22 protein-coding genes are annotated in these 24659 nt (G+C 63.7%); 20 read left to right on the forward strand and 2 right to left on the reverse strand.

Translation table 11 applies throughout. From position 1 onward, the window contains the following. Positions 1-207: 207 nt before the first annotated feature. Complete coding sequence (locus AC07Y2_RS27880; RefSeq protein WP_064595139.1) at positions 208-1395, reverse strand: type II secretion system F family protein; 1188 nt, start codon at positions 1393-1395, stop codon at positions 208-210. A 14-nt stretch (positions 1396-1409) separates the two neighbouring features. Next, the gene (gspG, locus tag AC07Y2_RS27885; RefSeq protein WP_007956107.1) at positions 1410-1838 is read right to left on the reverse strand and encodes a type II secretion system major pseudopilin GspG; all 429 of its coding nucleotides are present in this window, start codon (positions 1836-1838) and stop codon (positions 1410-1412) included. Positions 1839-2041: 203 nt separating this feature from the next. On the opposite strand from gspG, the gene AC07Y2_RS27890 reads away from it, so the two are divergent. From AC07Y2_RS27890 to AC07Y2_RS27985, 20 genes are all read left to right on the forward strand, one after another. Beyond that, positions 2042-2653, forward strand: coding sequence for a lytic transglycosylase domain-containing protein (locus tag AC07Y2_RS27890; protein ID WP_039769024.1), 612 nt, complete (start codon positions 2042-2044; stop codon positions 2651-2653). A gap of 218 nt (positions 2654-2871) precedes the next feature. Continuing rightward, positions 2872-8706: a manganese-oxidizing multicopper oxidase MnxG gene (gene mnxG / locus AC07Y2_RS27895; protein ID WP_103387391.1), complete on the forward strand. Its 5835-nt coding sequence runs from the start codon at positions 2872-2874 to the stop codon at positions 8704-8706. A 75-nt stretch (positions 8707-8781) separates the two neighbouring features. Then, entirely contained in the window at positions 8782-10704 is a 1923-nt protein-coding gene (locus AC07Y2_RS27900) for a YncE family protein (protein ID WP_103387390.1), read from the forward strand. A 13-nt stretch (positions 10705-10717) separates the two neighbouring features. Further along, complete coding sequence (locus AC07Y2_RS27905) at positions 10718-11368, forward strand: SCO family protein (protein WP_103387389.1); 651 nt, start codon at positions 10718-10720, stop codon at positions 11366-11368. Then, entirely contained in the window at positions 11365-12003 is a 639-nt protein-coding gene (locus tag AC07Y2_RS27910; protein WP_039769030.1) for an SCO family protein, read from the forward strand. Before AC07Y2_RS27905 ends, AC07Y2_RS27910 begins: the two co-directional genes overlap by 4 nt. A gap of 9 nt (positions 12004-12012) precedes the next feature. Next, complete coding sequence (locus tag AC07Y2_RS27915) at positions 12013-13563, forward strand: ABC transporter substrate-binding protein (protein ID WP_103387388.1); 1551 nt, start codon at positions 12013-12015, stop codon at positions 13561-13563. 15 nt (positions 13564-13578) lie between these two features. Further along, positions 13579-14532, forward strand: coding sequence for a peptidylprolyl isomerase (locus AC07Y2_RS27920; protein ID WP_103387387.1), 954 nt, complete (start codon positions 13579-13581; stop codon positions 14530-14532). A gap of 236 nt (positions 14533-14768) precedes the next feature. After that, on the forward strand, positions 14769-15302 hold the full coding sequence (locus AC07Y2_RS27925) for a response regulator (RefSeq protein ID WP_103387386.1): 534 nt from the start codon (positions 14769-14771) through the stop codon (positions 15300-15302). 83 nt (positions 15303-15385) lie between these two features. Next, positions 15386-17107: a GspE/PulE family protein gene (locus tag AC07Y2_RS27930; RefSeq protein WP_103387385.1), complete on the forward strand. Its 1722-nt coding sequence runs from the start codon at positions 15386-15388 to the stop codon at positions 17105-17107. Next, positions 17088-17891, forward strand: a complete 804-nt coding sequence (locus tag AC07Y2_RS27935; RefSeq protein WP_102718815.1) for a hypothetical protein — start codon at positions 17088-17090, stop codon at positions 17889-17891. The genes AC07Y2_RS27930 and AC07Y2_RS27935 overlap by 20 nt, the downstream gene beginning before the upstream one ends. A gap of 1 nt (position 17892) precedes the next feature. Beyond that, positions 17893-18438, forward strand: coding sequence for a PilN domain-containing protein (locus AC07Y2_RS27940; RefSeq protein ID WP_007956129.1), 546 nt, complete (start codon positions 17893-17895; stop codon positions 18436-18438). Further along, entirely contained in the window at positions 18425-18973 is a 549-nt protein-coding gene (locus AC07Y2_RS27945) for a GspMb/PilO family protein (protein WP_074687733.1), read from the forward strand. The genes AC07Y2_RS27940 and AC07Y2_RS27945 overlap by 14 nt, the downstream gene beginning before the upstream one ends. Then, complete coding sequence (locus AC07Y2_RS27950; RefSeq protein WP_074687734.1) at positions 18973-19491, forward strand: hypothetical protein; 519 nt, start codon at positions 18973-18975, stop codon at positions 19489-19491. The genes AC07Y2_RS27945 and AC07Y2_RS27950 overlap by 1 nt, the downstream gene beginning before the upstream one ends. After that, positions 19488-21335, forward strand: a complete 1848-nt coding sequence (locus AC07Y2_RS27955) for a secretin GspD/PilQ domain-containing protein (RefSeq protein ID WP_103387384.1) — start codon at positions 19488-19490, stop codon at positions 21333-21335. The genes AC07Y2_RS27950 and AC07Y2_RS27955 overlap by 4 nt, the downstream gene beginning before the upstream one ends. A 2-nt stretch (positions 21336-21337) precedes the next feature. Beyond that, entirely contained in the window at positions 21338-21811 is a 474-nt protein-coding gene (locus AC07Y2_RS27960; RefSeq protein ID WP_039769040.1) for a type II secretion system protein, read from the forward strand. A 5-nt stretch (positions 21812-21816) separates the two neighbouring features. Then, positions 21817-22191 (forward strand): type II secretion system protein, encoded by a 375-nt coding sequence (locus AC07Y2_RS27965; protein WP_011333435.1) that lies wholly within the window; start codon positions 21817-21819, stop codon positions 22189-22191. After that, entirely contained in the window at positions 22166-22717 is a 552-nt protein-coding gene (locus AC07Y2_RS27970; RefSeq protein WP_039769041.1) for a type II secretion system protein, read from the forward strand. Before AC07Y2_RS27965 ends, AC07Y2_RS27970 begins: the two co-directional genes overlap by 26 nt. Next, entirely contained in the window at positions 22714-23106 is a 393-nt protein-coding gene (gene csgE, locus AC07Y2_RS27975) for a curli production assembly/transport protein CsgE (RefSeq protein ID WP_039769043.1), read from the forward strand. The genes AC07Y2_RS27970 and csgE overlap by 4 nt, the downstream gene beginning before the upstream one ends. After that, the gene (locus AC07Y2_RS27980; protein WP_007956141.1) at positions 23103-23534 is read left to right on the forward strand and encodes a curli assembly protein CsgF; all 432 of its coding nucleotides are present in this window, start codon (positions 23103-23105) and stop codon (positions 23532-23534) included. Before csgE ends, AC07Y2_RS27980 begins: the two co-directional genes overlap by 4 nt. A gap of 29 nt (positions 23535-23563) precedes the next feature. Further along, complete coding sequence (locus AC07Y2_RS27985) at positions 23564-24424, forward strand: CsgG/HfaB family protein (protein WP_064378912.1); 861 nt, start codon at positions 23564-23566, stop codon at positions 24422-24424. Positions 24425-24659: the final 235 nt, after the last annotated feature.

The raw sequence follows: 24659 nt of genomic DNA on the forward strand, positions 1-24659 counted from the left end.
CTCCACCACCACTTCCCCCTTCCTTGGCCTGAACACTCGACACCCCGGACAGGTTGTCCGGAATCAGTACGGTAGACGCCGACAGGACTGCGCCGATGGCCATTGCGAGCACGAGCTTTTTAATGTGCATATCGTTCTCCGTCTTTGTTGTCTTGATTGGGAACGTGGATGTGCCTTGTTTGCGTGTGATCCGACCCGTTCCCGAGGTCAGTGGATACTCGAAGCCAGTTCGAAGATCGGGATGTACATCAGGATTACGATCACCCCGATCAACAGGCCGATGAAGGTCATGAGCAGCGGTTCGAACAACCGCACGAACCACTCGATCCAGCGGCTGATTTCCTCGTCGTAGAAATCGGCGCTGCGTTCCATCATTTGCCCCAGGTTGCCGGACTGCTCGCCGGCGCGCAGCAGGCGCAGGGACACGGGCGTCACCAGATGATTGAGCTCCAGCGCGGTGGACAGCGACTGCCCCTCGCGCACCCGCTCGCAGGCCTGATCCAGACGTGCCCGGGAGGCTACGGTGAGCAGGCCGCGCACCATGCCCATGGCCGTCACCAGCGGAATCCCGCCTTGCAGCAGAATCCCCAGTGACCGGTAAAACCGCGCCAGCTCATACATGAAAATCCGCTGGTGCACGGCGGGCAGTTTCTCCACCAGCCGATCCAGCCCACGGCGAAACGCCGGTTGTTTCTGCAGCACGGCGAGGGCGATGACGATCGTCGCCAACAGGCCGAAAAACTCACCCTGATGGGCGTGCAGAAACATGCCGCTGCTCATCAGGATCTGCGACAGCCACGGCAGGTTCGAGCCCAGCCCTTCGAACACCAGGCTGAAGCGCGGCACCACGTAGCCCATCAAAAACAGCACCACGCCACCGCCGACCACCAACAACAAAAGCGGGTAGATCGAGGCGCTGACGATCTTCTGCCGCACTTCGTCCATGCGCTGGCGATAGCTCACGTAACGGCCCAGCGCATCGCCGACCGCGCCGGTCTTCTCGCTGGACTGTACCAGCGCCACGTACAACGGCGGGAACACCGCCGACAACTGGCCGAGCGCCTGGGAGAAGGATTTGCCCTCGTACAGCAGCCGCACCAGCTCGCTCAAGGTTTTGCGGGCGGCGGGGGCGGTTTCTTTTTCGGCCAGGCTTTCCAGCGCATCGATCAGCGGCAGGCCGGCGTTGAGCAGGGTGGTCAGTTCCTGGCTGAACAGCACCAGGTTGAAAGTTTCACGCTTGCTCAGGCGCAACGAACGCCAGTGGCGCTCGGCATGCAGGCTGACCACGCGCAAGCCCTGATCCTCGGCGATACGCCGTGCTTCGCTCTGGCCGGGCGCCTCGACACTCAGCGACACCACCCCGGCCTTGCCCACTGCTTTGAGTTGAAATCGCATGCCGTGTGCTCCGCTTATTGCCAGTTGGTGACTTCGGCATTTTCGCCTTCGCCGCCGGGCTGGCCGTCCTTGCCCATCGAGAGCAGGTCGTACTCGCTGTTTTCGCCGGGATAGCGGTAGGTGTAGTTACGCCCCCACGGATCCTGCGGCAGTTTTTTCTGCAAGTACGGGCCGGTCCATTTGGCTTCGTCGCTCGGTGCGGTCACCAGCGCCTGCAAACCCTGTTCGGTGGACGGGTAGTGGCCGACCTCCAGCCGGTACAGATCCAGCGCCTTGCTCAGGCCTTCGATCTGCGCCTTGGCGACCTTCACTTCGGAACGCCCCAGCTGGGCGAAATATTTGGGCGCGACGATCCCGGCCAACAGGCCGAGCACCACCAGCACCACGAGCAATTCGAGCAGGGTGAAACCGCGTTGGGCACGCGGACGAAAATGCAGCTTCATGATGACCTCCCGTGAGTGGCAGCCGTGTCGCCGAAAGGGCTTATGCAATTGCCATGCTCAGCCCCCGATAATTTCGGCTGTCGGGCTGAAGCCCTTGTATTACGGGCTTTTCAAGAGTCGGCACAGTGCTTGCATACGGCTGATCAACGACGGGTCAGTGGGGCATTTCCCCCAATTTTTCGGGGCCTGTCAGGGGAGGCCCAATGATCCATTCATTCACTGCAGGACTGCTCGGCTGCGTGCTGTCGGTCGGTGCCGCGCAAGCCGATGTCTTCGTTTCCATGGACGCCAAGGGCAGCTACGTGCTGTCGAACGTCCATCGTCCCGGACGCACTTACGAGCGGGTGATTCGCGAGTCCGATGCGCCACTGGTCAGCCTTGACCGGCAACCGCAATTGATCGCCAACCAGCCCTACGCGGAGCTGGTGTCAGCGGCGGCCAGCGCCAATCATCTGCCCGAAGCCTTGCTGCACGCGGTGATCAAGTCCGAATCCAATTACAACCCCGGTGCCACCTCGCCCAAGGGCGCCGGCGGACTGATGCAATTGATGCCCGACACCGCCCGCGAGCTGGGGGTGAAAGACGTCTACGACCCCAAGGCCAACATCCAGGGCGGGGCCAAGTACCTCAAGCGCCTGATGACGATGTTCGACAACGACATCGCCTTGGCCGTGGCCGCTTACAACGCCGGGCCTGACGCGGTGCTCAGCCGGGGCCGGGTGATTCCTCCGTTCGCCGAAACCCAGCGCTATGTCCCGAGCGTGCTGCGTCAGTACCGGCGCTTGCAGGGGCTGGCGGTGGATGCGCCGTTGTAAAGCCTTTTTTTTCTAAATCCAGCCCCGGCTTTCCCCACTATCGGGGCAAACCCAAGGGGCCCGGAAAAGTGGGGAAACGGGTGGGGAATATCCCCCGCATTCTCAAGTGACCTGTGTAACTGATTGAGATGGAAGGCAATTTTTTGTGGCATGCGGATTGCTCTCAGGGCTTTAACGAGAATCGTTCCCTGTGAGCACCCACTACGAGGTTTCCGATCATGGTTGGCATTCACCACGCACCGCCCCTGTTGAACTGGCTGCTGTTGCTGGTCTCGATGCTCAGCGTCGAACTGGCCAGCGCCGCCGTGCGCTGCGAGCGCAATCTGGTGGCCAATGTGGTCGCCTTCGATCAACCGCTGATGTTCAACCGCCTCGGTGCGCAAAACGCCAACGGCATGATGTACGCCCTGCGCCGCGATGTGGTCGATGAGCATGACGTTTCGCTGGCCTACGGCGGCAGCGCGGTGCCGGGCAAGGTCTCGCTGCGTGCCGACAAGCGTCCACGGCCGCTGGTGCTGCGGGTGGCCGCCGGTGATTGCCTGACGATCAACCTGCAGAACCTGCTCGACTACCAGGCCAACCCGAACAAGCATTTCGAAGGGCCTGAAGGCGAGGAGGGCACCGAGAACGTCAGTGGCGCCGATGCTTTCAAGGTCGACGAGCAGGTCGCCGACCGGCATGTCGGTTTCCAGGTCAACGGCCTGCAAGCGGTGAACAGCATCGACGACATTTCCTCCTACACCGGGCGTAACGCCAACACCCTGGTGCCGCCGGGCGCGAGCCGTTCGTACGTGCTGTATGCCGAGCGCGAAGGGGCGTTTGCCGTCAGCAGCCGTGGTGCGACATTCGGCGGGGAAGGCGCGGCCGGCAACACCGCCAATGGCCTGTTCGGCCAGGTCGTGGTGGTGCCGAAGTCGGGACGCACCTATCGCAACACCCTCACCGAAGAAGAAATGCGTCTGGCCACCACCGGCCGTACACCGGCCGGTCACCCCATCGTCGATTACCAGGCCCGCTACCCGCAGCGCGAACCGTGGCTGCGTGAAGGCAAGGCCGGCACGCCGATCATCAGCATGGTCGACGGCAACGAAATCATCTCCAGCGAAAGCGACGCCATCGTCATGGGCAGCAATGCCGATGGCAGTTTCGCGCCCAGCACCTATCCGCTGGAATCGGTGGGCAAACGCAACCCGGCGATCCCCAATCGCCTCGAGCCGTTTCGCGATTTCGCCTCGCAGTTCCAGGACGAAACCGCCGCCACCCAGGCATTCCCCGCCTACTGGGCCGACCCGGTCATGGCCCATGTGCTGGAGCCGACCCGCGACTCGTTCATGATCAACTACGGTTCCGGCGGCATGGGCGCCGAAGTGGTCGCCAACCGCCTCGGCGTAGGGCCGATGCACGATTGCCTGTCGTGCGCCTACGAAGAGTTCTTCCTCAGCTCGCACACCGTCGGTGATGTGGCGATGCTGGTGGACGTGCCGGCCAACACCGGGCTTGAGAACATCGCCCCCGGCCAGACACCGAGCGCCGATCAGGTTGGCGTCAAGGCCACCATGGCCCTGTATCCGTCGGAGCCGTCGAACGTCAACCACAGCTACATCGGTGACTTCGTCAAATTCCGCAACACCCACAACGGGCATGAGCAGCACATCTTCCACCTGCACGGTCATCAGTGGCTGTTCAACCCCAACGACGACAACTCCGATTACGTCGATGCCCAAGGCATCGGTCCGGGCGCCGGCTATACCTACGAAATCGCCAACGGTGGCTCCGGCAACCGCAACCGGGTGGCCGGTGATGCGATCTATCACTGCCACTTCTACCCGCATTTCGCCCAGGGCATGTGGTCCATGTGGCGGGTGCACGATGTGTTCGAAGAAGGCACCCGGCTGGAAGTCTCGCAACAGGGCGCCGATGGTTATCACAGCGAACCTTACGCCCTGCGCAGCGGTAAACCGGCCGCCGGTGCCCGCGCCTTGCCGGATGGCGAGATCATCGCCGGCACGCCGATTCCTGCCGTGGTGCCGCTGCCCGGCAAAGCCATGGCGCCGATGCCGGGCAAAGTGGTGGTGGTGCCGAAAATCGGCGAAACCCTGGTCGCCGGTAACGATGACGACGATGAGGAAGACGAGGGCGATGACGACGGCGAGCACCACGGCGGTAACGGTGGATCGCAAGCCATCGGTTCCCTGGCACTGGTCGATCGCAGCGAGGCCAACCGTAACGCCGACGGCAGCCTGAAAAACCCTGGCTATCCGTTCTGGATCGGCGGCATGGAAAGTTCGGTCGGTCAGCGTCCGCCAACCCCACCGCTGGACATGCTCGACGCCGCCACCGCGCAATCGTTGAAAGCCAGCGGCAAAGCGCTGTGGGCCAACCTCGACCCGAGTCAGTCCGGCGGCTGGGACGGCGGCTTGCAGCGTCACACCCTCGATGGTGTATCAGCAGGAGGCGAAGCGCACACCGTGACCACCTCGCTGGACTTCTCCAAGGAAGTCACCCGCGCCAAACCGATTTACCTGCCCGAAGAGGGCACTGAAGTGGAACAGGCCGCGATGGCGTTCCACGCGAAAAAGGATCACCCAAGCTTTGCCTTGCTGCCCGGCAACCAGATCGTGGCCAAGGCCTTCCGCACCAACGGCGCCTTGCCGATTGCCGGCGCGCCGTACTACGAACCGTGCATGGACGACCGGCAAAAACGCCTGACCAGCAGCGCCGGCACCGGTGAATTCGCCAGCGGCGACCGGCTGGACGGCATGTCCTTCGTCGGCGCCTCGACCTTCACCGCCGACCGGCCAAGGATCTACAAGGCCGCCAACATTCAGTTCGACGCGGTGTACAACAAGGTCGGTTATCACTTCCCGCAAGCCCGGATTCTGGCGCTGTGGGAAGACGCCTGGCCGGTGATCACCAAGCAGCGTCCGCCAGAGCCGCTGGTGATGCGCATGAATACCTTCGACTGCGTGCAATACCAGCAAACCAACCTGGTGCCTGCCACGTACGAGATGGATGACTATCAGGTGCGCACGCCGACCGACGTGATCGGCCAGCACATTCACCTGCCGAAGTGGGACCTGACGGCTGCCGACGGTTCTTCCAATGGCTGGAACTATGAGGACGGCGTGCTCTCCCCGGGCGCCGTTCAGGAACGCATTCACGCGATCCGTGAATTCAACCAGTGCGAGGGCAGCGACCCGCGCGACGGCACCCAGGCGTGCCCGAAAGCCAAGGCGCATCCGTTCTTTGGTCAGTTCGGGCGCAGTGACTGGATGGGCGCACGCACGGCCATGCAACGCTGGTTCGTCGACCCGGTGGTCAACGCCAAGGGCGTGGATCGTGGGCTCGGCACCATCTTCACCCACGACCACCTCGGTCCATCGACTCACCAGCAGATCGGGCTGTATGCCACGGTGCTGGCGGAACCGGCCGGTTCCACCTGGTTCCACGCCGAAACCGGCGAGCCTCTGTACAGTGGCGCGCGCCAGGACGGTGGGCCGACCTCGTGGCAGGCGGTGATCAATACCGGCGACCTCGACGGCGACGGCAAGAACGACAGCTTCCGTGAGTTCTTCCTCGAATACAGCGACTTCCAGCACGCCTATGAAGCCGGTGTGTACGTGGGCGCCGGGCCCAACGGCGTGCCTAATCCGCAAGCGTTCCCGGCCACGGCCGACAGCTTCCGCTACGCGATCAACCCGCCGGTGCGCAACAACGCCAGCACCCTGCTCGAAGGCGTGTTGGAAGTGCAGGGCGGTCAGGTGCCGGGCTGCCCGAGCCGGCCTTGCCCGCAAGCGATCTCCGTGGATGATCCGGGCATGTTCGTCGTCAACTATCGCAACGAGCCGCTGGCCCTGCGGGTCTACGATCCGAACAAGGTCGGCCCGGACGGCAAGCGCGGCATGCAGGCTGACGGCCTCGGCGGCGATCTGGCGTACGCCATGCAAAGCCGCACCGACCGGGCAATCCCGGCGATGAACCTGGCGCCGAACCTGGTGACGGCCGCCACCGGCCCGACTGGCGGCACCACCCTGTTCCCGCCGCACATCAACAAGGGCGGCAGCGAGCCGGGCGATCCGTTCACCCCGATGCTGCGCACCTACACCGGCGACAACGTGCGTTTGCGGGTGCATGCCGGCGGCCACGAGGAAGAGCACAACGTCACCCTGCACGGTGTGAAATGGCTGCAGAGCGGTTCCGGTTTCGGCAACAGCTCCAATTCGGGCTGGCGTGCCTCGCAGATGATCGGCATCTCCGAACAGATGGGCTTCATCGCACCGGTGTCGATGCTGTCCAGCTCTGCGGCGACCACCGGTGACTATCTGTACTCGATGGACGCTTCGATCGAAGGCTACTGGAGCGGGATCTGGGGCGTGATGCGCAACTACACGGCCAAACGCAATGACTTGTTCGCCATCCCCAACAACCCGAGTCCGGCCGGCATGCGCAACACCGTAGCGTTCGAAGGCAGCTGCCCACGGATCAGCGCCAACCCCAACGGCATCGGCACCCGGCCGACGGTGCAGCGTAACTATGAAGTGGTGGCGGCGCTGGCCAACGACATCCTCGGCAATTCGCTGGGCCTGAGCATCGGCGATTCGGCCGGGCTCGGTCAGCATGTCGGCGGGCCGCTGAATCCGGCGGGCGGCACCCTGGTGCTGAACTCGCGCACGGTGAGCATCCCGCAAGTGACTGTCACCGATCCGGAAGACGGCGAGACCATCACCATTGGTGGTCAGAGCGGGCCGCTGCATGATCCGACGGCGATCCTGTACGTGCGCAAATCCGACCTCGATCCGGTTAGCGGCAAGCTCAAACCCGGCATTCCGGTCGAACCGCTGGTGCTGCGCGCAGCGGCCGGGGACTGCATCAACATCACCCTGGAAAACCGTCTGCCGAGCGTGATGCCGGACCTGACCCAGACCGCGGTGATGCAGGGCATCGTCAAACGTGATCGCAACAGCGGCCTGGGCTCGACCACTTTCAGCAACAACCTGATGCGGCCGTCCAGCCACGTGGGTCTGCACGCGCAACTGCTGGCCTATGACATCACCAAGTCCGACGGTGCCAACGTCGGCGCCAACCCGATCCAGACCGTGCCGCCACGGTTGGGCAGCAGCGGCGCCTACCCGACCCGTACCTATCAGTACTACGCCGGGCACCTGGAGCGTGAAGGCAAACCAGTCACGCAACTGGGGCGCAGTGTCGACAACATCAACGCCACGGCCGTGGAGTTCGGTGGCCTGAACATCACCCCGGCGGACGTGATCAAGCAACCGCAAAAAGGTCTGGGTGGGGCGATGAGCATCCTGCCGATCGGCGCGACCTGGGTCGACGATGCGCGCAAGGTCAACGCCACCGTCACCGCACCGGGGCAGACGACCTACCGCGACTTCGCGATGGTCTGGCACAAGGCGCTGAACACTCGCTGGGCCAATGGCCGGCCGGTGGAAGGCATCGCTGCCGAGGGCTTCGGCGTGCCGACCGATCCGCAGGACAACTCGAGCATGGCCATCAACTACAAGACCGAACCTTTGTGGTATCGCTTCGGCCTCGCCCCGGATGCGCCGTTCGGCCATGCCGATGGCGCGGGTTACGGCGACATGACCAACGCACACATGGCCTACAGCAATGCGCTGGTGGGCGGCGATCCTCAGACGCCGGTGCTGTACGCCAAACCGGGTCAGCCGTTGCGTACGCACATCCTGATGCCGAGCGGCGGCAGTCGCGGCACGACGTTCCAGCTCGACGGACACGTCTGGTCGCTCAACCCGTTCCAGGCCGAGAAGAGCGACACCGGCGGCTATCCGATGGGCACGCCGGGCGTGGGGTCGGTGCGCTTCGGCTACAACCCGATGTCGATGTACATCGGCGCTCACGAAAGCATCCTGCCGGCGGCGCACTTCAGCTTCATGATCCCGAGCGCCGGGGGCAGCAACGCGATACCGGGGGACTACCTGTTCCGCGATTACGGCGCCTATGGCAACACCTCGGGACTGTGGGGATTGCTGCGGGTGACCAATGAGCCGGAGCCGGCGCCGCCTGCTCAGTAGGTGCCAATGCGCGACCTGTGGGAACCGGTGAACCCGCTCCCACAGGTGGGGACAGGATTTGTAGGGGAGAGCGACATGAACAGGATCATCAACATCATCGGCGTCTGCCTGCTGGCAATGGTCGGCGCGCTGCTCACGCTGAGCGAGATTGCCTTGGCGCAAACCAGTGCGGAGCAGGTGCTGACCCGTGACGGCGTGTCGATCGCCTTCGATCTGAAGCCGCTGGCCAGCGACGGCCAGTTGCGTGAAGGCGAGTTCGCCGACGTGCAGTTTCGCGTCACCGACGGTGCCTCCGGCCAGCCGTTGTCCGGTGTGGCGCCGGGGGCTTGGATCGATCCGCAAGCCGTCGCCGCCGATCAGGCCCAGGGCCGTGACCAGAGTTGCAAGTCGCGGGTCGGCACGTTCCTCAAGTCCAACATCGGCGCGCGGCCGCTGCTCGACCTCAACAGCTATTTCCTGCTGGTGATGAACCGCGATGCCAGCGTTTCGGTGGTCGATCCGTCAGTCTCGGTCGGCGGTATCACCAGCACCCTGGCGCGGATCGAACTCAAGCAAGCGCCGATGGACTGGGTCACGCCCAAGGACAACAAAAAGGTCTTCGTGTCGATGCCGACGGCGGGGGAAGTGGCGGTGATCGACAGCGAGCAATTCAAGGTCATCGACTCGGTGGCCGCCGGCAGCCAACCGGTGCGGGTTGCGCTGCAACCGGACGAGCGTCTGCTGTGGGTCGGCAACAACGCGAGCAAGGCTGAAGAGTCCGGCGTTACGGTGATCGACACCCAGAGCCTCAAACCGCTGAAACACCTGGCGACCGGTCGCGGCCACCACGAAATCACGTTCAGCAAGGACAGCCGTTTCGCCTTCGTCAGCAACCGCGACGACGGCACCCTCAGCGTTATCGACATCGCCAGCCTGAGCCTGGTGCAACAGGTCAAGACCGGCTCCAGCCCGTTGTCGGTGGTGTATTCGCCGCTGTCCGGCGCGGTGTACGTGGCGGATGGCAAGGACGGCACCGTCACGGTAATCGACAGCAACAGCCGAGCCGTGAGGCGGGTGATCAAGCTGCAACAGGGCCTCGGCCCGATGGGCTTCAGCGCCGACGGCCGGTTTGGCGTGGTGCTGAACACAGTGGAAAACCGCGCCACCGTGATCGATGCGGCCAACGATTCGGCGATCCATGATCTGGAAGTCTCGGCGGAACCCTATCAAGTGGTGTTCACCCAGGCCTATGCCTACGTGCGCGGACTGGCCTCGCCGAAAGTCACCATGATCAACCTGTCTTCGCTGGGCGAAGGGCGTCAGCCGATTACCCAGGGTTTCGAGGCCGGGCCGCAGCCGCCACGGCTGGCCGGGGATCTGCCGCTGGCATCGAGCCTCGCGGTATCGCGCGATGACAACGCGGTGTTTGTGGTCAATCCGGTGGACAACACCACCTATTTCTACGCCGAAGGCATGAACGCGCCGATGTCCGGTTACCCCAACCGCGGGCAGATCGCCCGTGCTGCGCTGGTGATCGACCGCAGCCTGCGCGAAGTGTCGCCGGGGCTCTACAGCGCCCGGGTCAAGCTGCCAGCGGCGGGGCGCTTCGACGTGGCGTTCCTGCTCAACCAGCCGAACATCATTCATTGCTTCACCGCGCAGGTGGCGTCCGACGGCGCGCCGGAAAAACACCTGGGCGCGGCAAAAGTCGAGTTCCTGCTGGACAAGACCGCCGTGGGCCTCAACGACCCGTACGTGGTGCGCTTTCGCATCGTCCAGGGCAAACAGAAGATCCAGCGCAGCGGTGTGACCGACGTGCAGTTGCGCTACTTCCTCGCCCCGACTTCCCGGCCCCGTGAAGTGGCGGCGCTGGAAGTCGCCGACGGCGTGTACGAAGCGCCGGTGACCCTCGACCGCAGCGGCGCCTGGTATCTGCACGTGCGCGCGGCCTCGCTGGGCGCCGGTTTCGACGACAAGACCTTTGCCAGTGTCCGGGTGCTGCCCGGCCAGACTCAGTGACGAGGAAACGACCATGAACCGATTTGCATCCCGTGGCCTGCTGACCCTGTGCCTGTTGGCCGTCGGTATCCAGCAGGCCAGCGCCCACTCGGCGGACGAGCATGCCGGGCACACCGCACCGGCCGCCAACAGCCAGGAACACGCCCAGGTCAAGTTCGCCGACGTGCCGCTGCTCGACCAGAACGGCAAGACCGTGCACCTCGAGCAGGATCTGGTGCACAACAAGATCGTGGTCATGAGTTTCATCTACACCAGTTGCACCACGGTCTGCCCGGTGGTCTCGTCGATCATGGGCAAGGTGCAGAAACAGCTCGGTGCCCGGGTCGGCGCGGAAGTGCAACTGGTGTCGATCAGCATCGACCCGCAGCGCGACGACCCGAAACGTCTGCAGGATTACGCCCGCACCTTCCAGAAAGGCCCGGGCTGGAGCTGGCTCACCGGTTCGCCGCAATCGATCACCGCCACACTCAAGGGCCTCGGCAGTTTCAGCGGCGACTTCAAGAATCATCAGCCGCTGATCCTCGTCGGTGACGGCAACAGCCGCCACTGGACGCGCTATTACGGCTTCACCGATCCGGCACTGCTGGCCAGGGAAGTCGAGAAACTCAGCGGCCTGCGCACCCACGTCAAACACACCGCGATTGCCATGGAGCAACAACCATGAGAACCCTGGACTGGATCACCCTGACGGTGTGTTTCTGGATTTTCAGCGCCATGGCCCTGGCTCACGAAGGCCACGAGCAACCGGCACCGGCACCAGCAACGACAACGACCAGCGCTGCGCCCGCACCGGCCAAAGGCACCCATGATGCGAAAACCTGGTTCACCGACACGCCGCTGCTGGATCAGAACGGCGACGTCCAGCGTTTCTACAGCGATGCGCTGCACAACCGCGTGGTGCTGCTCAACGTGATTTTCACCAGCTGCAATGACGCCTGCCCGCTGATCACCCGCAAGCTCAAGGAAGTCCGCGAGCTGCTGGGCGACAAGGCCGACGGCATCACCTTTATTTCCCTTACCAGTGATCCGCTGCGCGACACGCCGGCGGTGCTCAAGGCTTACACCTTGAAGCAGGGCGCCGATGACCCTCACTGGCTTTTCCTCACCGGCGACAAGGCGCAGATGGACCTGGTGCTGGGCCGCATCGGCCAGATCGTGCCGACGCCCGAGCAGCACTCGACCCAGTTGATCGTCGGCGATGTGGCCAACAAACGCTGGAGCAAAATCCGTCCCGACGCCCCGGCCGCCGCCATTGCCCAGCGCTTGCAGCTGCTGACAATGCCCGTGGCCGGCCGCTGAGTCCGCGCCATGAGCCTCGGCCGCGTCCTCGCCCTGATCCTGCTCGCTGGCGTCAGCCTCGGCGTGGCCGCGTTGCCGCTGACCGATGAAGAAAGCGCCGGCAAGCGCCTGTACCGCGAAGGCCTGTCCGCCAGCGGCGAGCCAATCATGGCGCGGGTCGGCGCGGCGGACGTGTTGCTGCCAGCCACCAGCCTGCCGTGCGCCAACTGCCACGGCGCCGATGGTCTGGGCCGGCCCGAAGGCGGGGTGCGTCCGCCGGAGCTCAATTGGTCGCGGCTGACCAGCATTCATGGCCAGCAACAGATCAATGGCCGCAACTACCCGGCCTACACCGACAGCAGTCTGGCGCGGGTGATCCAGCAGGGCCGCGACCCCGGCAACAATCGCCTCGACCCGAGCATGCCGCGCTTCCTGCTGTCGATGAAGGATCAGCGCAATCTCACCGCGTACCTCAAGCGTCTGGCCGATGACCGCGATCCGGGGCTCGATGACCAGACCTTGCACCTGGGCACCTTGCTGCCCAGCCAGGGGCCGCTGGCCGAGGAGGGCGCCACCATCGCGGCGGTGCTCAACGGCAGCGTCGCGCGGATCAATCAGGCCGGTGGCATTCACGGCCGGCAGTTGCGCCTGACCGTGGCCGATCCCGGCCCGGATCGCGCCAGTGCCGAACAGGCCCTGCAACGGCTGATCGAGGAAGAGCAGGTCTTCGCCCTGATCGCACCACTGGCCCCGGCGCTGGACAGCGAACTGGCGCCGCGTCTGGAACAGTCCGGCGTGCCGCTGATCGGGGCGATGTCGCTGCTCGGCCCGGTGCAGGCCAGCCCACAGATTTTCGAGCCGCTGCCGGGCCTGCGTGAGCAACTGATCGCATTGGCCGATTACGCCACCGCCAGTTTGCGAGTGCTGCAAGGGCCGACGCTGATTGCCTATCCCGATGACCCGGCCCAGATGCTGGCGGCGCAGACCCTCGGTCGCTATCTGCAGGAGCACGGCTGGGAAAAAGTCCATCTGCAGGCCTACGACCCGGCGGCGGACAGCTTGCCGCTGGGCTCGCGCTCAGTGTTCTACCTCGGTAGCGGCGGAGGTTTCAGTCGGCTGGCGGCCGGATTGCAGAATGCCGGGCAGGTGCCGTACCTGTTTGCTGCGTCGAGCCAGGTGGCGGGGGATCTGCTGCAAGTGCCGGAGGGTTTTTCCCGGCGGGTGTTTCTGGCGTATCCGTTCGTGCCCAGCGACTGGACCCAGGCCGGGCGCATGGCCCTGACGCTGTTGCGCGAGCATCAAGGCCTCGGCGCCCAGCACGCGGTGCTGCAAGTCGGCGCCTACGCCTCGATGCTGTTGTTCAGCGAAGGCATGAAGCAGGCCGGCCGCGACGCCAGCCGCGAAAAACTGGTGGCGGCGCTCGAAGGCCTGCACGACTTCGACACCGGCCTGACCCCGCGCCTGAGCTTCGGCCCCGGCCGACGATTGGGCCTGAGCGGGGCGCACGTGGTCACCGTTGACTTGCCCGACCAGCGTTTTTATCTGGTCGCTCCCTACAAACCGATTATTGCCACGCCCTGACCGGAGGCCCTGATCATGAAGCTCAAAACCCTGTGTTGGCTGCTGACAGGCTGGTTGTCGGTGGGAATGGCGAACAATGAACCGGTGGCCGCCCGGGTCAATGGCGAGGCGATTTCCGAGTTTCGCCTGGAACGTTTTTTCGCCGAGTACCTGGAAGATCAGGGCCGCGCCGTGGCGAGCATCCGCAACCCCAAGGCCTATAAACAATTGCGTCAGGCCGCGCTGGACACGCTGATCGACAAGGAATTGCTCTGGCAGGAATCGCGCAAGCGCGGGGTGAAGATCGATGAGCAAGCCGTGCGCGAACAGGTCGAACAGACCCGCACCGCCATTGGCGGCACCGAGAAATTCCTCCAGCGTTTGCAGGACGCCGGTTTCGACGAAGCCTCGTTCACCGAGTACACCCATCGTGAGCTGGCGGCGCAGCGGATGTTTGCCGAGCTGACCCAAGTACAGGCCCTGGACGAGCAAACGGTGCGGGCGTTTTTTGAGGAACACCGCGCTGAAATGGGCGCGCCGGAGCAGGTGCAGGCCCGGCACATTCTGATCAAGGTGGCCGGCGATGCCGATGCCGCCACGGTTGAAGCGGCACGACTACGCTTGATGCAAATGCGTGCGGCTATCGCAGGGGAGCAAACCTTTGCTAGCGTCGCGCAATCGGGATCGGAAGATGTCACCGCCAGCCAGGGCGGGGACCTGGGGTATTTCGCCCGTGGGCAGATGGTGCCGGCCTTCGAAACGGCAGCGTTTGCCCTCAAGCCTGGTGAAGTCAGCGAAGCGGTGCGCACACCGTTCGGCTGGCATTTGATCTTTGTCGAGAACCACAAGGAGGCGGCCGATGTCCCAGAGGAGCAAGGGCTGGAAACAGTCAGGGCCTACCTCGCCCGACAGCAACAGACCCAGGCTCGTCGTCAGGTGCTCGCGCAGTTACGGGCAGAGAACAGGATCGAACGAATTGACGACGACTGAAGGTTCCCCCCCAATAGTGGGGAATGGCTTCGATGCCCATTCAGGTGCTTCCCCGTTTCTGGGGAACGGGGTACCGGGACGAGCGGGCATTTCCATTCAATTCAAGGACATGAAGACAAAAAATTACCGGCATTCAGCCTGGCATGAAGTGTGCCTTACCTCTTGTGAGGCGCACTCCAGCAGGTTCGGGTCATTGAATTTCAATTGCCGGCACTTGAGGTTTCAGGGAGTCCACCTTGGTTAACAAAGTACTGGTTGTCGAAGACGAACAGCTGCTTGCACAGAACCTTCAGGATTATCTGTCGGCGCAAGGGCTGGAAGTCCGGATTGCACATGACGGCGCAGAGGGAATCGGCCAGGCCGAGACTTTCGCCCCCGACGTGCTGGTGTTCGATTACCGCTTGCCCGATATGGAAGGGTTCGAGGTGCTCGACGCGGTCCGCCAGAACAGGACGTGTCATTTCGTGCTGATAACGGGTCACCCGACCGCTGAAGTCTGTGAGCGGGCGCGGCAACTGGGGGTCAGCCACATCCTGTTCAAACCGTTTCCCTTGGCGGAACTGGCCCGAGCTGTCTGCGACCTTCTGGGGATCCAGCGCGAAGCGAAACCCGGTGCGAGCCCATCCGAAGGCTTTGTCGAACGACGCCAGAGCAGGACCGAGAGCTTCCCGTTGCAGTTGTACGATGGCAGTTGGGTGCTGGCGGACCGCCGACGAAACCGGTCGGAGGCCATGGCACCGGACGACGATCAAATGCTCACCGGGGAGTAATGGCGCGATAGACGTTCCGGCACTCGCCGAATTCGCCTCCCGCGCCGTCAGGGCCTCAAGCCCCGGGTGTTGGAGAGCAAGCCATGGATCGTCTGTCCGTTGTCGTCGAACCGCTGTCGGTCAATCCTCCGCTGGAGGCCCAGACCCCGCCACGCTTTTCCAGTGAGCAACTGGCCCAGGCCCGGGCACGGGCCAGCACTTCCGGGGAACGGGTGCTCGATGCACTGGCCGTGCTCTGCGAACTGGCGCCGATGCCGTTCATTGCCAGCCTCGGCGCCACCCTGCATTACCCGGTGCTCGACACCGACACGCTGTTTCTGGCGAGCCCGGTGTTCGACCGGGTCACCCTCGCGCAATGCCTCAAACGTGAATTCATCCTGCTGCGCCACAACGACGAAGTCATCGGCGTGTTCGCCGACCCCTTCGACACCTCGCGTCTGGCCTGGATCGACGAATGCCTGCACGGCGCGCCGCTGTACCTGGTGCATGCCGACGACCTCAAGGCCTATCTGGCCCGCCACGAAGAAAGCTTCCACGCCGTCGAATCGCTCAACGCCCAGGCCGACGCCGGCAGCGAGACCGACACCCTGCAAAGCCTGTCGCTGACCAGCATCAGCGAAGACTCGAGCGTGGTGGTGAAACTGGTCAACTCGACCCTGTACGACGCGCTGAAAATGCACGCCAGCGATATCCACCTCGGCACCACCGGCCAGGGCCTGGTGATCAAGTACCGGATCGACGGCGTGCTGAACAACATCGGCAAGATCCAGGGCAGCGAGTTCGCCGAGCAGGTGATCTCGCGGGTCAAGGTCATGGCCGAACTGGACATCGGCGAAAAACGCGTGCCGCAGGACGGTCGCTTCAAGATCGGTATCAGCGGCCGGCAGATCGACTTCCGGGTGTCGATCATGCCGAGCATCTTCGGCGAAGACGCGGTGCTGCGGGTGCTGGACAAACAGGACCTGGCCGACAAGGTCTGCGGCGTGCAACTGCAAGCGCTGGGCTTTGAAGACGAAACCCTGCGCCAACTGCGCCGCCTGGCTGCCGAACCCTACGGCATGGTGCTGGTGACCGGCCCCACCGGCAGCGGCAAGACCACCACGCTGTACGCGATGATCACCGAGATCAACCACGGCGTGGACAAGATCATCACCATCGAAGACCCGGTGGAATATCAGCTGCCGGGCGTGCTGCAAATTCCGGTCAACGAGAAAAAAGGCCTGACCTTCGCCCGTGGCCTGCGCTCGATCCTGCGTCACGACCCGGACAAGATCATGGTCGGCGAGATCCGCGACCCGGACACCGCACAGATCGCCGTGCAATCGGCGCTCACCGGTCACCTCGTATTCACCACCATTCACGCCAACAACGTGTTCGACGTGATCGGTCGTTTTACCCAAATGGAAATCGACCCCTACAGCCTGGTCTCGGCGCTCAACGCGATTCTTGCCCAACGTCTGATCCGGCTGGTGTGCAGCAGTTGCAGCACGCCGGTCAACCCGAGCGATGAAGAGCTGCGCGCTTCGGGCCTCGACCCACAGAAAGTCGATCACTACCACTTCGTCCACGGCAAGGGCTGCGGTCACTGCCGGGGCAGCGGCTATCGCGGCCGCACGGCGATTGCCGAGCTGCTGCACCTGGACGACGAACTGCGCCAGATGATCGTCGAGCGCCAACCCATCACTCAGATCAAAGCCCTGGCCTGCGCCCGTGGTTTGCGCCTCTTGCGCGAATCGGCGCTGGAGCTGGTGGAGCACGGTCGGACCACGCTGGAGGAGATCAATCGTGTCACTTTTATCGCGTGATCAATTTATCGCCGTGCTCGGCGCCAGCGGTGTCGGCCTCGGCCAGCGCCGGGGCAGCGACACCCTGTGGCTGGGCAGCGTCGGCTACATCGACGAAGGCTTCCAGAGCTACGCGGTGGCGCTGGACACCCTCGACCGTCTGCTCGGCGAACACACCCGTGCCGGTGCCGAGCTGAGCGTGGTGATCTCCGGCCACTTCAGCCGCTTCTGTCTGGTGCCGTGGAGCGAGCAGATCAGCAGCCCTGACGAACTGCGCGGCTTCGCCCAACTGTGCTTCGAAGACCTGTTCGGCGCCCCGACCCAACCTTGGAGCCTGGTGCTGTCGGCTGAGCCTGCCGGGCATGACCGGATCGCCAGCGCCTTGCCGCAGGACTTGCTGGAACGCCTGCGCACGCTGGTCACGGGTCGCGGCCTGCGTCTGCGCTCGGTGCAGCCGTACCTGATGACCGCGTTCAACCGTTTCGACAAAAGCCTCGACGCCGGTGACTTCCTGTTCATCGTCGCCGAACCGCAACGCAGCGTGTTGCTGCTGGCAAGGGAAGGGCGCTGGTCGTCGGTGCGTTCGGTGGGCGGCAGCGACAGCGACGCGGCACTCAGCGCGCTGATCGGTCGCGAACGGCAACTGCAAGCCTCCACCAGCGAACGCGCCTTCAACGTTTATCTGCACGCTCCGGCGCGCCTCGATGCGCAACCGGAGGTGGCGGGGGTGCACCTGCGCACCCTCGAAGACAACTCGATGACCGTGCGTGACGCCTTGTACGTCATGTCCCGGGCGGTGGCCTGACATGCGCGCCTTGAACCTCGACTTCCAGCCTCGTCCGCGTTCCGGCCCGTTGGGCTGGAGCCTGCTCGGCGGCGGTGTGTTGCTCGCGCTGGTGTGCTTCGGTGTGCAGCAGCACCTCGGCGATCAGGCCGAACAACAGCAGGGTCACTTGCAACACACCCAGCGCCAGCTCACCGGCGACAGCGGAAGCAAGACAACGCTGAGCCCGGCGGAAACCCGCGAGCAGGCGCAGAACCTCGCCGAAATGCGCAAGGTCTCGCAGCAACTGCGCCGGCCCTGGGAACGCCTGTTCGCCATGCTCGAAGCCATGCCGCGCGACGACATCGCCTTGCTGACCCTGACCCCGGATGCGCGCAAGGGCCAGGTGCGGATCAGCGCCGAGGCGCGGGATCTGCAAGCGATGCTGGATTTCCACAAACGGCTGGAGGCCAGTGACGAGCTGTCCGACGTGTCGCTGCTGAGCCATGAAATCGTCGTCAAATCGCCGGAGCAACCGGTGCAATTCAACCTGTCGGCGACCTGGGAGATAGGCGATGCGAATCCCTAGACTGATCGTTCACGAATACCTGCAAGGCCTCGGCGTTCCGGGCCTGGCCGGTCTGGCACTGCTGCTGGTCACGCTGGCCTGGGCACTCGGCGGTTTGCTGCCGGGCTGGCAATCGCTGCAACAACTCAGCCAGCAAACCCGGGAAGCCACCGAATACCTGGCCAAGGTCGAGGACGGCAGCATCGCCCCGCCCGTGGTGCCGCAACGTCAGCTGGATGATTTTCGTAACAAGCTGCCGGCCCAGCCGCAGGCCACCGTCGCCATCGATCGCATCTACGCCCTGGCCGCGCAGGAACACATCACTTTGGCGCGCGGCGAATACGCCCTCGGCGTCGATCCCAAGACCCATCTGGCGCGCTACCAGATCCTGTTGCCGGTGCGCGGCAGCTACCCGCAACTGCGCCGCTTCCTGCACGCCTTGCTCGGCCAGTTGCCGGCGGTGGTGGTGGAAGACGTCGAGTTTCAACGCAAGAAGATTGCCGACACCGACCTCAGCGGCCGGATCCGTATGACCCTCTACCTGTCGAGGTCGTGATGGACAGCAAACGCATAACCGGCTGGGTGGCGTTCTTCGGCGTGGCGGCGGCGCTGGCCTGGTTGCCGGAATATTTCTTGCCGAGCGACGAAGCGGATTCGACCGAAGTCGCCGTGGCCAGCCCGGCCAAAGCCAGCGCCCGTGGCGCCTTGCCCGCCAGCAGCGCCAAGGCGAATGCGGCGCCGATCAAGGACCTGAGCCCGGCCGGCGACCTGTTTGCGAGCAAATCCTGGAAGGCCGCGCCGACCCTGGCGACGGTCACCGAACAAGCGATCAACCCGACCCCGGTGGTGCAAGCCCCGAGCCTGCCACCGGTGCCGTTTCAGTTCGTCGGCAGGCTGCATGACCGCAGCGACCTGCAGGTGTTCCTGCAGGACGGCGAGAAAATCTACGTCGTGCGCAGCGGGGATGTGATCGACGACACCTGGAAGATTGCGGCGATTTCCGATGTGGAACTGAGCCTGGTCTACCTGCCTTTGCATTTGTCGCAGACCTTGTCTGTGGGGAGTACGCAATGAACAGATCCCGTTTGCTGATGAGCCTCGGCCTGTGTGCCGGGCTGGCCGCGTGCAGTTCCGCGCAGGTCGCCAACAAGGAAGCCGCCGACCTGATCGATCAGGGGCAGTACGAGGCGGGCCTGGCCCGGATCGAGGAAGGCTTGCGGGAAAATCCGCGCGACACCGAGCTGCACCTGCTGCTCAACAGCGGTCGGGCCAAGGCCATCACCGCGCTGCTGACCTCCGGCGACACCGACCGCGCCCGCCGCGATTTCGCCTCGGCCCGCACCGCCTACAGCCGGGTGCTGACCATCGAGCCGAACAACCGCCGCGCCCAGGATGCCCTGCGCCAGCTCGACTACCTGCGCAGCATGGATGAGAAACTGGAGCTGGCCCGTGGCGACCTGCGCCGGGGCGACATCTACGGCGCCGACCGCCAAGTCAAACAGATCCTCGAACTCGACCCGAAAAACGACGGCGCGCTGGAGCTGCAAGGCAACATCCGTCTGGTGCAGAGCCGCAACGTCATCCAGTACCCGCAACTGCGCACCCGGCTTGATCGCCCGGTGACCCTGGAGTTTCGCGACGCCAACCTCAAGACCATTTTCGAAGTGCTGTCGCAGGTTGCCGGCCTGAATTTCATCTTCGACAAGGACCTGCGTCCGGACATGAAAGCCACGATCTTCGTGCGTGACGTGCGCATCGAAGACGCCGTGCAACTGCTGCTGCAACAGAACCAGCTGCACCAGAAAGTGGTGAACGAAAACACCTTGCTGATCTTTCCGGACTCGCCGCAGAAGCTGAAGGATTACCAAGAACTGGTGATGCGCACCTTCTACCTGACCAGCATCGACGCCAACACCGCGCTGAACATGATCAAGACCATGCTCAAGACCCGCGACGTGTTCGTCGACGAACGCCTGAACACCCTGACCATGCGCGACACCGAAGACGCCGTGCGCATGGCCGAAAAACTCCTGCAATCGCAAGACCAGTCCAACCCCGAAGTGGTGCTGGAAGTGGAAGTGATGGAAGTCGCCACCCAGCGCATTCTCGACCTCGGCCTGCAATGGCCGAACACTTTCGGCGTGGTCAACAGCGACGGTTCGGCGGTGACCATTCTTGATCAACTGAAGGGCATCAACTCCAGCCGGATTTCGATCTCGCCGTCGCCGCAAGCCAAGATCAATGCCCAGGACAACGACATCAACACCCTGGCCAGCCCGGTGATCCGCGTCAGCAACCGCGAACAGGCGCGCATCCACATCGGTCAACGGGTGCCGATCATCAGCGCCACCTCAGTGCCATCCACTCAAGGCCCGGTGATCACCGAAAGCGTCACCTACCTCGACGTCGGTCTGAAGCTCGAAGTGCAGCCGACCGTGCACCTGAACAACGAAGTGGCGATCAAGATTGCTCTGGAAGTGAGTAACGCCACGCCGCTGGAACCGACCCGCCAGGGGACAATTCCGGTGCAGGTCGATACCCGCAACGCCCAGACTTCCCTGCGTCTGCATGACGGCGAAACCCAGATCCTCGCCGGCCTGATGCGCAACGACCACGGCGCCACCGGCAACAAGATTCCGGGCCTCGGCGACATTCCGGGTCTGGGCCGGTTGTTCGGCAGCAACAAAGACACCATCGGCAAATCGGAACTGGTGCTGTCGATCACCCCACGGATCGTGCGCAACCTGCCGTACCAGAGCCCGTCGGACATGGAATTCCCCACCGGCACCGAAACCAGCATGCACATCCAGGCGCCGGACCGTTCGCAGAGTTACTCGATGCCGACGCCTGCCGCGCAGCCTCGTGCAGTCGGTGAAGCGGCCGTGGCCACCACCCGTGTAACCGTCGAGAAGCCTTGATCATGAACGCCTCCCAGCGCGGTTTTACCTTGATTGAAGTCGTGGTGACGCTGGCCCTGATCGGCCTGCTGGCCGGCATGGCCGCGCCGCTGACCGAGACCCTGGTACGGCGTGGCAAGGAGCAGGAACTGCGGACCGCGCTGTATCAGATTCGCGATGGCATCGACGCCTACAAGCGTGCCTTCGATGCCGGCTACATCGAGAAATCCCTGAACAGCAGCGGCTACCCGCCGAACCTGAAAGTGCTGGTCGAAGGCGTGCGCGACGTGCGCAGTGCCAAGGGTGCGAAGTTCTACTTTCTGCGCCGGATACCGCGGGATCCGCTGGTGCCGGCCAAACGTGACGACAACGGCGGTTGGGGCCTGCGGGCCTACAACAGTTCGGCCCAGAACCCGCGCGATGGCGAAGACGTGTTCGACGTCTACTCCCTCGCCCGGGGCCATGGCCTCAACGGCATCGCTTACCGCGAGTGGTGATTCTCATGCGCCGGGAAAAGGGGTTTACCTTGCTCGAGCTGATGGTGGTGATGGCGATCATCGCGACCCTGATGACCATCGCCTTGCCGCGCTACTTCAACAGCCTCGAGGCCTCGAAAGAGACCACGTTGCACCAGAGCCTGTCGGCCATGCGCGAGGCGCTGGATCACTACTACGGCGACACCGGGCGCTATCCCGATTCCATCGAGCAACTGGTGGAGATGCGTTACCTGCGCAACGCGCCGCTGGACCCGATCACCGAACGCAATGACCAATGGGTGCTGATCGCACCGCCGGACGGTGTGGCGGGCGGCGTCGCCGACATCAAGAGCGGAGCTACCGGGAGGGCGCGTGATGGCAGCCAGTATTCCGAGTGGTAAGCACGTGGAGCAGGGTGGGTTCACCTACCTGGGCGTGCTGTTCCTGATCGTGATCATGGGCATGGGCCTGGCGAGTGCCGGCGAGTTGTGGTCGACCGTGTCGCGCCGCGACCGCGAGAAGCAACTGCTATGGGTCGGCACCCAGTACGCCCAGGCGCTGCGCAGCTACTACCGCAGTTCGCCGGGTCTGGCGCAGTACCCGAAAGAACTGGCCGACCTGCTGCAGGACGAACGTTTTCCGGAAGCCCGCCACCATCTGCGCCAGCTCTATCCGGACCCGATCGGCGGCGGCGAATGGGCACTGCAACGGGGTTTCGACGGACGCATCACCGGCATCAACAGTGCCTCCACCGAGGTGCCGTTGAAGCAGGCGGACTTCCCGTCGCAGTGGTCGGATTTCGAAGGCATGCAGCGTTATTCGGACTGGCAGTTTGTGGCCGAGAAAGCCTTCCTCGACGGCACCGGCTCTGGCAACGGGGCCCCGGTCAAAGGCCAGTCGGCCCTGCCGCAGGCGTTGCAACCATGAGCCGCCACGTGTGGTGCGCGTTGATCCTCGCGGCCGTGGCGTCTTTCGCCAGCGCCAGCGAGGAAGACGAAATGATGGGCTTCATCGTCGACGACACGATCTCGCACATCGGCCACGACTTTTACTACTCGTTCAGCGAGCGCTTGCGCGACACCAGCCGCATGGATTTCAACTTGGTGGTGCGCGAGCGCCCCGACGCACGCTGGGGCAGCCTGGTGACCGTCGAGTATCAACAACGCCTGGTGTATCGGCGCTTCCTGCCGCCGAACACCGTGGAACTGAAGGACGAGGCCTACGAGGCCGCCGACTCGGTTCGACTGGAGGTCGTCCGGCGCAAGCTGGAAGCCTTGTTGCAGGACACCACCGACCTTGAGAAGGACGAACTATGAACACGACAACGTTCTCACGGCGCAGCGGATTCTGGATCTCGGGGTTGTTGATCGGGCTTGCCAGCGCCGCTGCCGTCCAGGCCACCGAACTGGTCTACACGCCGGTCAACCCGTCGTTCGGCGGCAACCCGCTCAACGGCACCTGGCTGCTCAACAACGCCCAGGCGCAAAACGACCACGACGATCCGGATCTCAAGAAGCGTTCGACGGTGGCCGGCACTTCGGCACTCGAGCGCTTCACCAGTCAATTGCAGTCGCGGTTGCTGGGGCAACTGCTGGACAACATCTCCACCGGCAACACGGGGAGCCTGTCCACCGACGCTTTTATCGTCAACGTCGTTGATGACTCGGGGGCACTGACGATTGAAGTGACCGACCGGGCGAGCGGCGAAGTTTCCGAAATTCAGGTGAACGGCCTCAACCCATGACGGGATGACGGTTCCGGGGAGCGATGGACATGAAAAAAATAATTGCGCTAGGGCTGATGTTGGCAGCATTACAAGGGTGCAGTCTGCGCGAGCCGATGCCGGCCGAGCAGGACACCGATACCCCGACCCTGACCCCCAGGGCCTCGACCTACTACGACTTGCTGAAAATGCCGCGACCCAAGGGCCGGCTGATGGCGGTGGTGTACGGCTTCCGTGACCAGACCGGGCAGTACAAACCGACGCCGGCCAGCTCCTTTTCCACCAGCGTCACCCAGGGCGCGGCGTCGATGTTGATGGACGCCATGCAGGCCAGCGGCTGGTTTGTGGTGCTCGAACGGGAAGGGCTGCAGAACCTGCTGACTGAACGCAAGATCATTCGCGCGTCGCAGAAGAAGCCGAATACGCCGGTGAACATTCAGGGTGAGCTGCCACCGTTGCAGGCGGCGAACATGATGCTTGAGGGCGGGATCATCGCTTACGACACCAACGTGCGCAGCGGTGGGGAAGGGGCGCGGTATCTGGGGATTGATCTGTCCCGTGAGTATCGGGTGGATCAGGTGACGGTGAATTTGCGTGCGGTGGATGTGCGTAGTGGGCAGGTGCTGGCGAATGTGATGACCAGCAAGACGATTTATTCGGTGGCGCGCAGTGCGGGGATTTTCAAGTTTATCGAGTTCAAGAAGTTGCTTGAGGCTGAGGTCGGGTATACGACCAATGAGCCGGCGCAGTTGTGTGTGTTGTCGGCGATTGAGGCGGCGGTGGGGCATATGGTGGCGCAGGGGATTGAGCGGCGGTTGTGGCAGGTGGCGGGGGATGCTTCTACTCCTTCGCAGGATGATGTTTTGAATCGGTACCTGACTCAGAACAAGATTGATCCGGATGCCGAGTGAACGTGGCGGCCTTCGGGCCGACCAGGTTCTTGTTGGGTTGGGTGAATATCCGTTTCTTCGGGTGTTGCCGCTGGCGGTTCCGCTCTTACAGCGGCTCACTTTTTCAAACGCCAAAAAGTAAGCAAAAGGCTTGGCCCCGGCGTTCGGCCCCTCGCTGGGGCTCGGGGTTCCTTCGCTCCGGGATTCATCCGGGGGCATCGCCTCCGGTTTGCTTCGCTGCACCTCCTCTCGATGT

Source organism: Pseudomonas sp. GW456-12-1-14-TSB6 (assembly GCF_059424205.1).

Bases quoted from the DNA above. Each gene is read 5' to 3' on its own strand.
- AC07Y2_RS27880 (WP_064595139.1), bottom strand. From the start codon at position 1,395: ATGCGATTTCAACTCAAAGCAGTGGGCAAGGCCGGGGTGGTGTCGCTG.
- gspG (WP_007956107.1), bottom strand. From the start codon at position 1,838: ATGAAGCTGCATTTTCGTCCGCGTGCCCAACGCGGTTTCACCCTGCTC.
- AC07Y2_RS27890 (WP_039769024.1), top strand. From the start codon at position 2,042: ATGATCCATTCATTCACTGCAGGACTGCTCGGCTGCGTGCTGTCGGTC.
- mnxG (WP_103387391.1), top strand. From the start codon at position 2,872: ATGGTTGGCATTCACCACGCACCGCCCCTGTTGAACTGGCTGCTGTTG.
- AC07Y2_RS27900 (WP_103387390.1), top strand. From the start codon at position 8,782: ATGAACAGGATCATCAACATCATCGGCGTCTGCCTGCTGGCAATGGTC.
- AC07Y2_RS27905 (WP_103387389.1), top strand. From the start codon at position 10,718: ATGAACCGATTTGCATCCCGTGGCCTGCTGACCCTGTGCCTGTTGGCC.
- AC07Y2_RS27910 (WP_039769030.1), top strand. From the start codon at position 11,365: ATGAGAACCCTGGACTGGATCACCCTGACGGTGTGTTTCTGGATTTTC.
- AC07Y2_RS27915 (WP_103387388.1), top strand. From the start codon at position 12,013: ATGAGCCTCGGCCGCGTCCTCGCCCTGATCCTGCTCGCTGGCGTCAGC.
- AC07Y2_RS27920 (WP_103387387.1), top strand. From the start codon at position 13,579: ATGAAGCTCAAAACCCTGTGTTGGCTGCTGACAGGCTGGTTGTCGGTG.
- AC07Y2_RS27930 (WP_103387385.1), top strand. From the start codon at position 15,386: ATGGATCGTCTGTCCGTTGTCGTCGAACCGCTGTCGGTCAATCCTCCG.
- AC07Y2_RS27940 (WP_007956129.1), top strand. From the start codon at position 17,893: ATGCGCGCCTTGAACCTCGACTTCCAGCCTCGTCCGCGTTCCGGCCCG.
- AC07Y2_RS27945 (WP_074687733.1), top strand. From the start codon at position 18,425: ATGCGAATCCCTAGACTGATCGTTCACGAATACCTGCAAGGCCTCGGC.
- AC07Y2_RS27950 (WP_074687734.1), top strand. From the start codon at position 18,973: ATGGACAGCAAACGCATAACCGGCTGGGTGGCGTTCTTCGGCGTGGCG.
- AC07Y2_RS27955 (WP_103387384.1), top strand. From the start codon at position 19,488: ATGAACAGATCCCGTTTGCTGATGAGCCTCGGCCTGTGTGCCGGGCTG.
- AC07Y2_RS27960 (WP_039769040.1), top strand. From the start codon at position 21,338: ATGAACGCCTCCCAGCGCGGTTTTACCTTGATTGAAGTCGTGGTGACG.
- AC07Y2_RS27965 (WP_011333435.1), top strand. From the start codon at position 21,817: ATGCGCCGGGAAAAGGGGTTTACCTTGCTCGAGCTGATGGTGGTGATG.
- AC07Y2_RS27970 (WP_039769041.1), top strand. From the start codon at position 22,166: ATGGCAGCCAGTATTCCGAGTGGTAAGCACGTGGAGCAGGGTGGGTTC.
- csgE (WP_039769043.1), top strand. From the start codon at position 22,714: ATGAGCCGCCACGTGTGGTGCGCGTTGATCCTCGCGGCCGTGGCGTCT.
- AC07Y2_RS27980 (WP_007956141.1), top strand. From the start codon at position 23,103: ATGAACACGACAACGTTCTCACGGCGCAGCGGATTCTGGATCTCGGGG.
- AC07Y2_RS27985 (WP_064378912.1), top strand. From the start codon at position 23,564: ATGAAAAAAATAATTGCGCTAGGGCTGATGTTGGCAGCATTACAAGGG.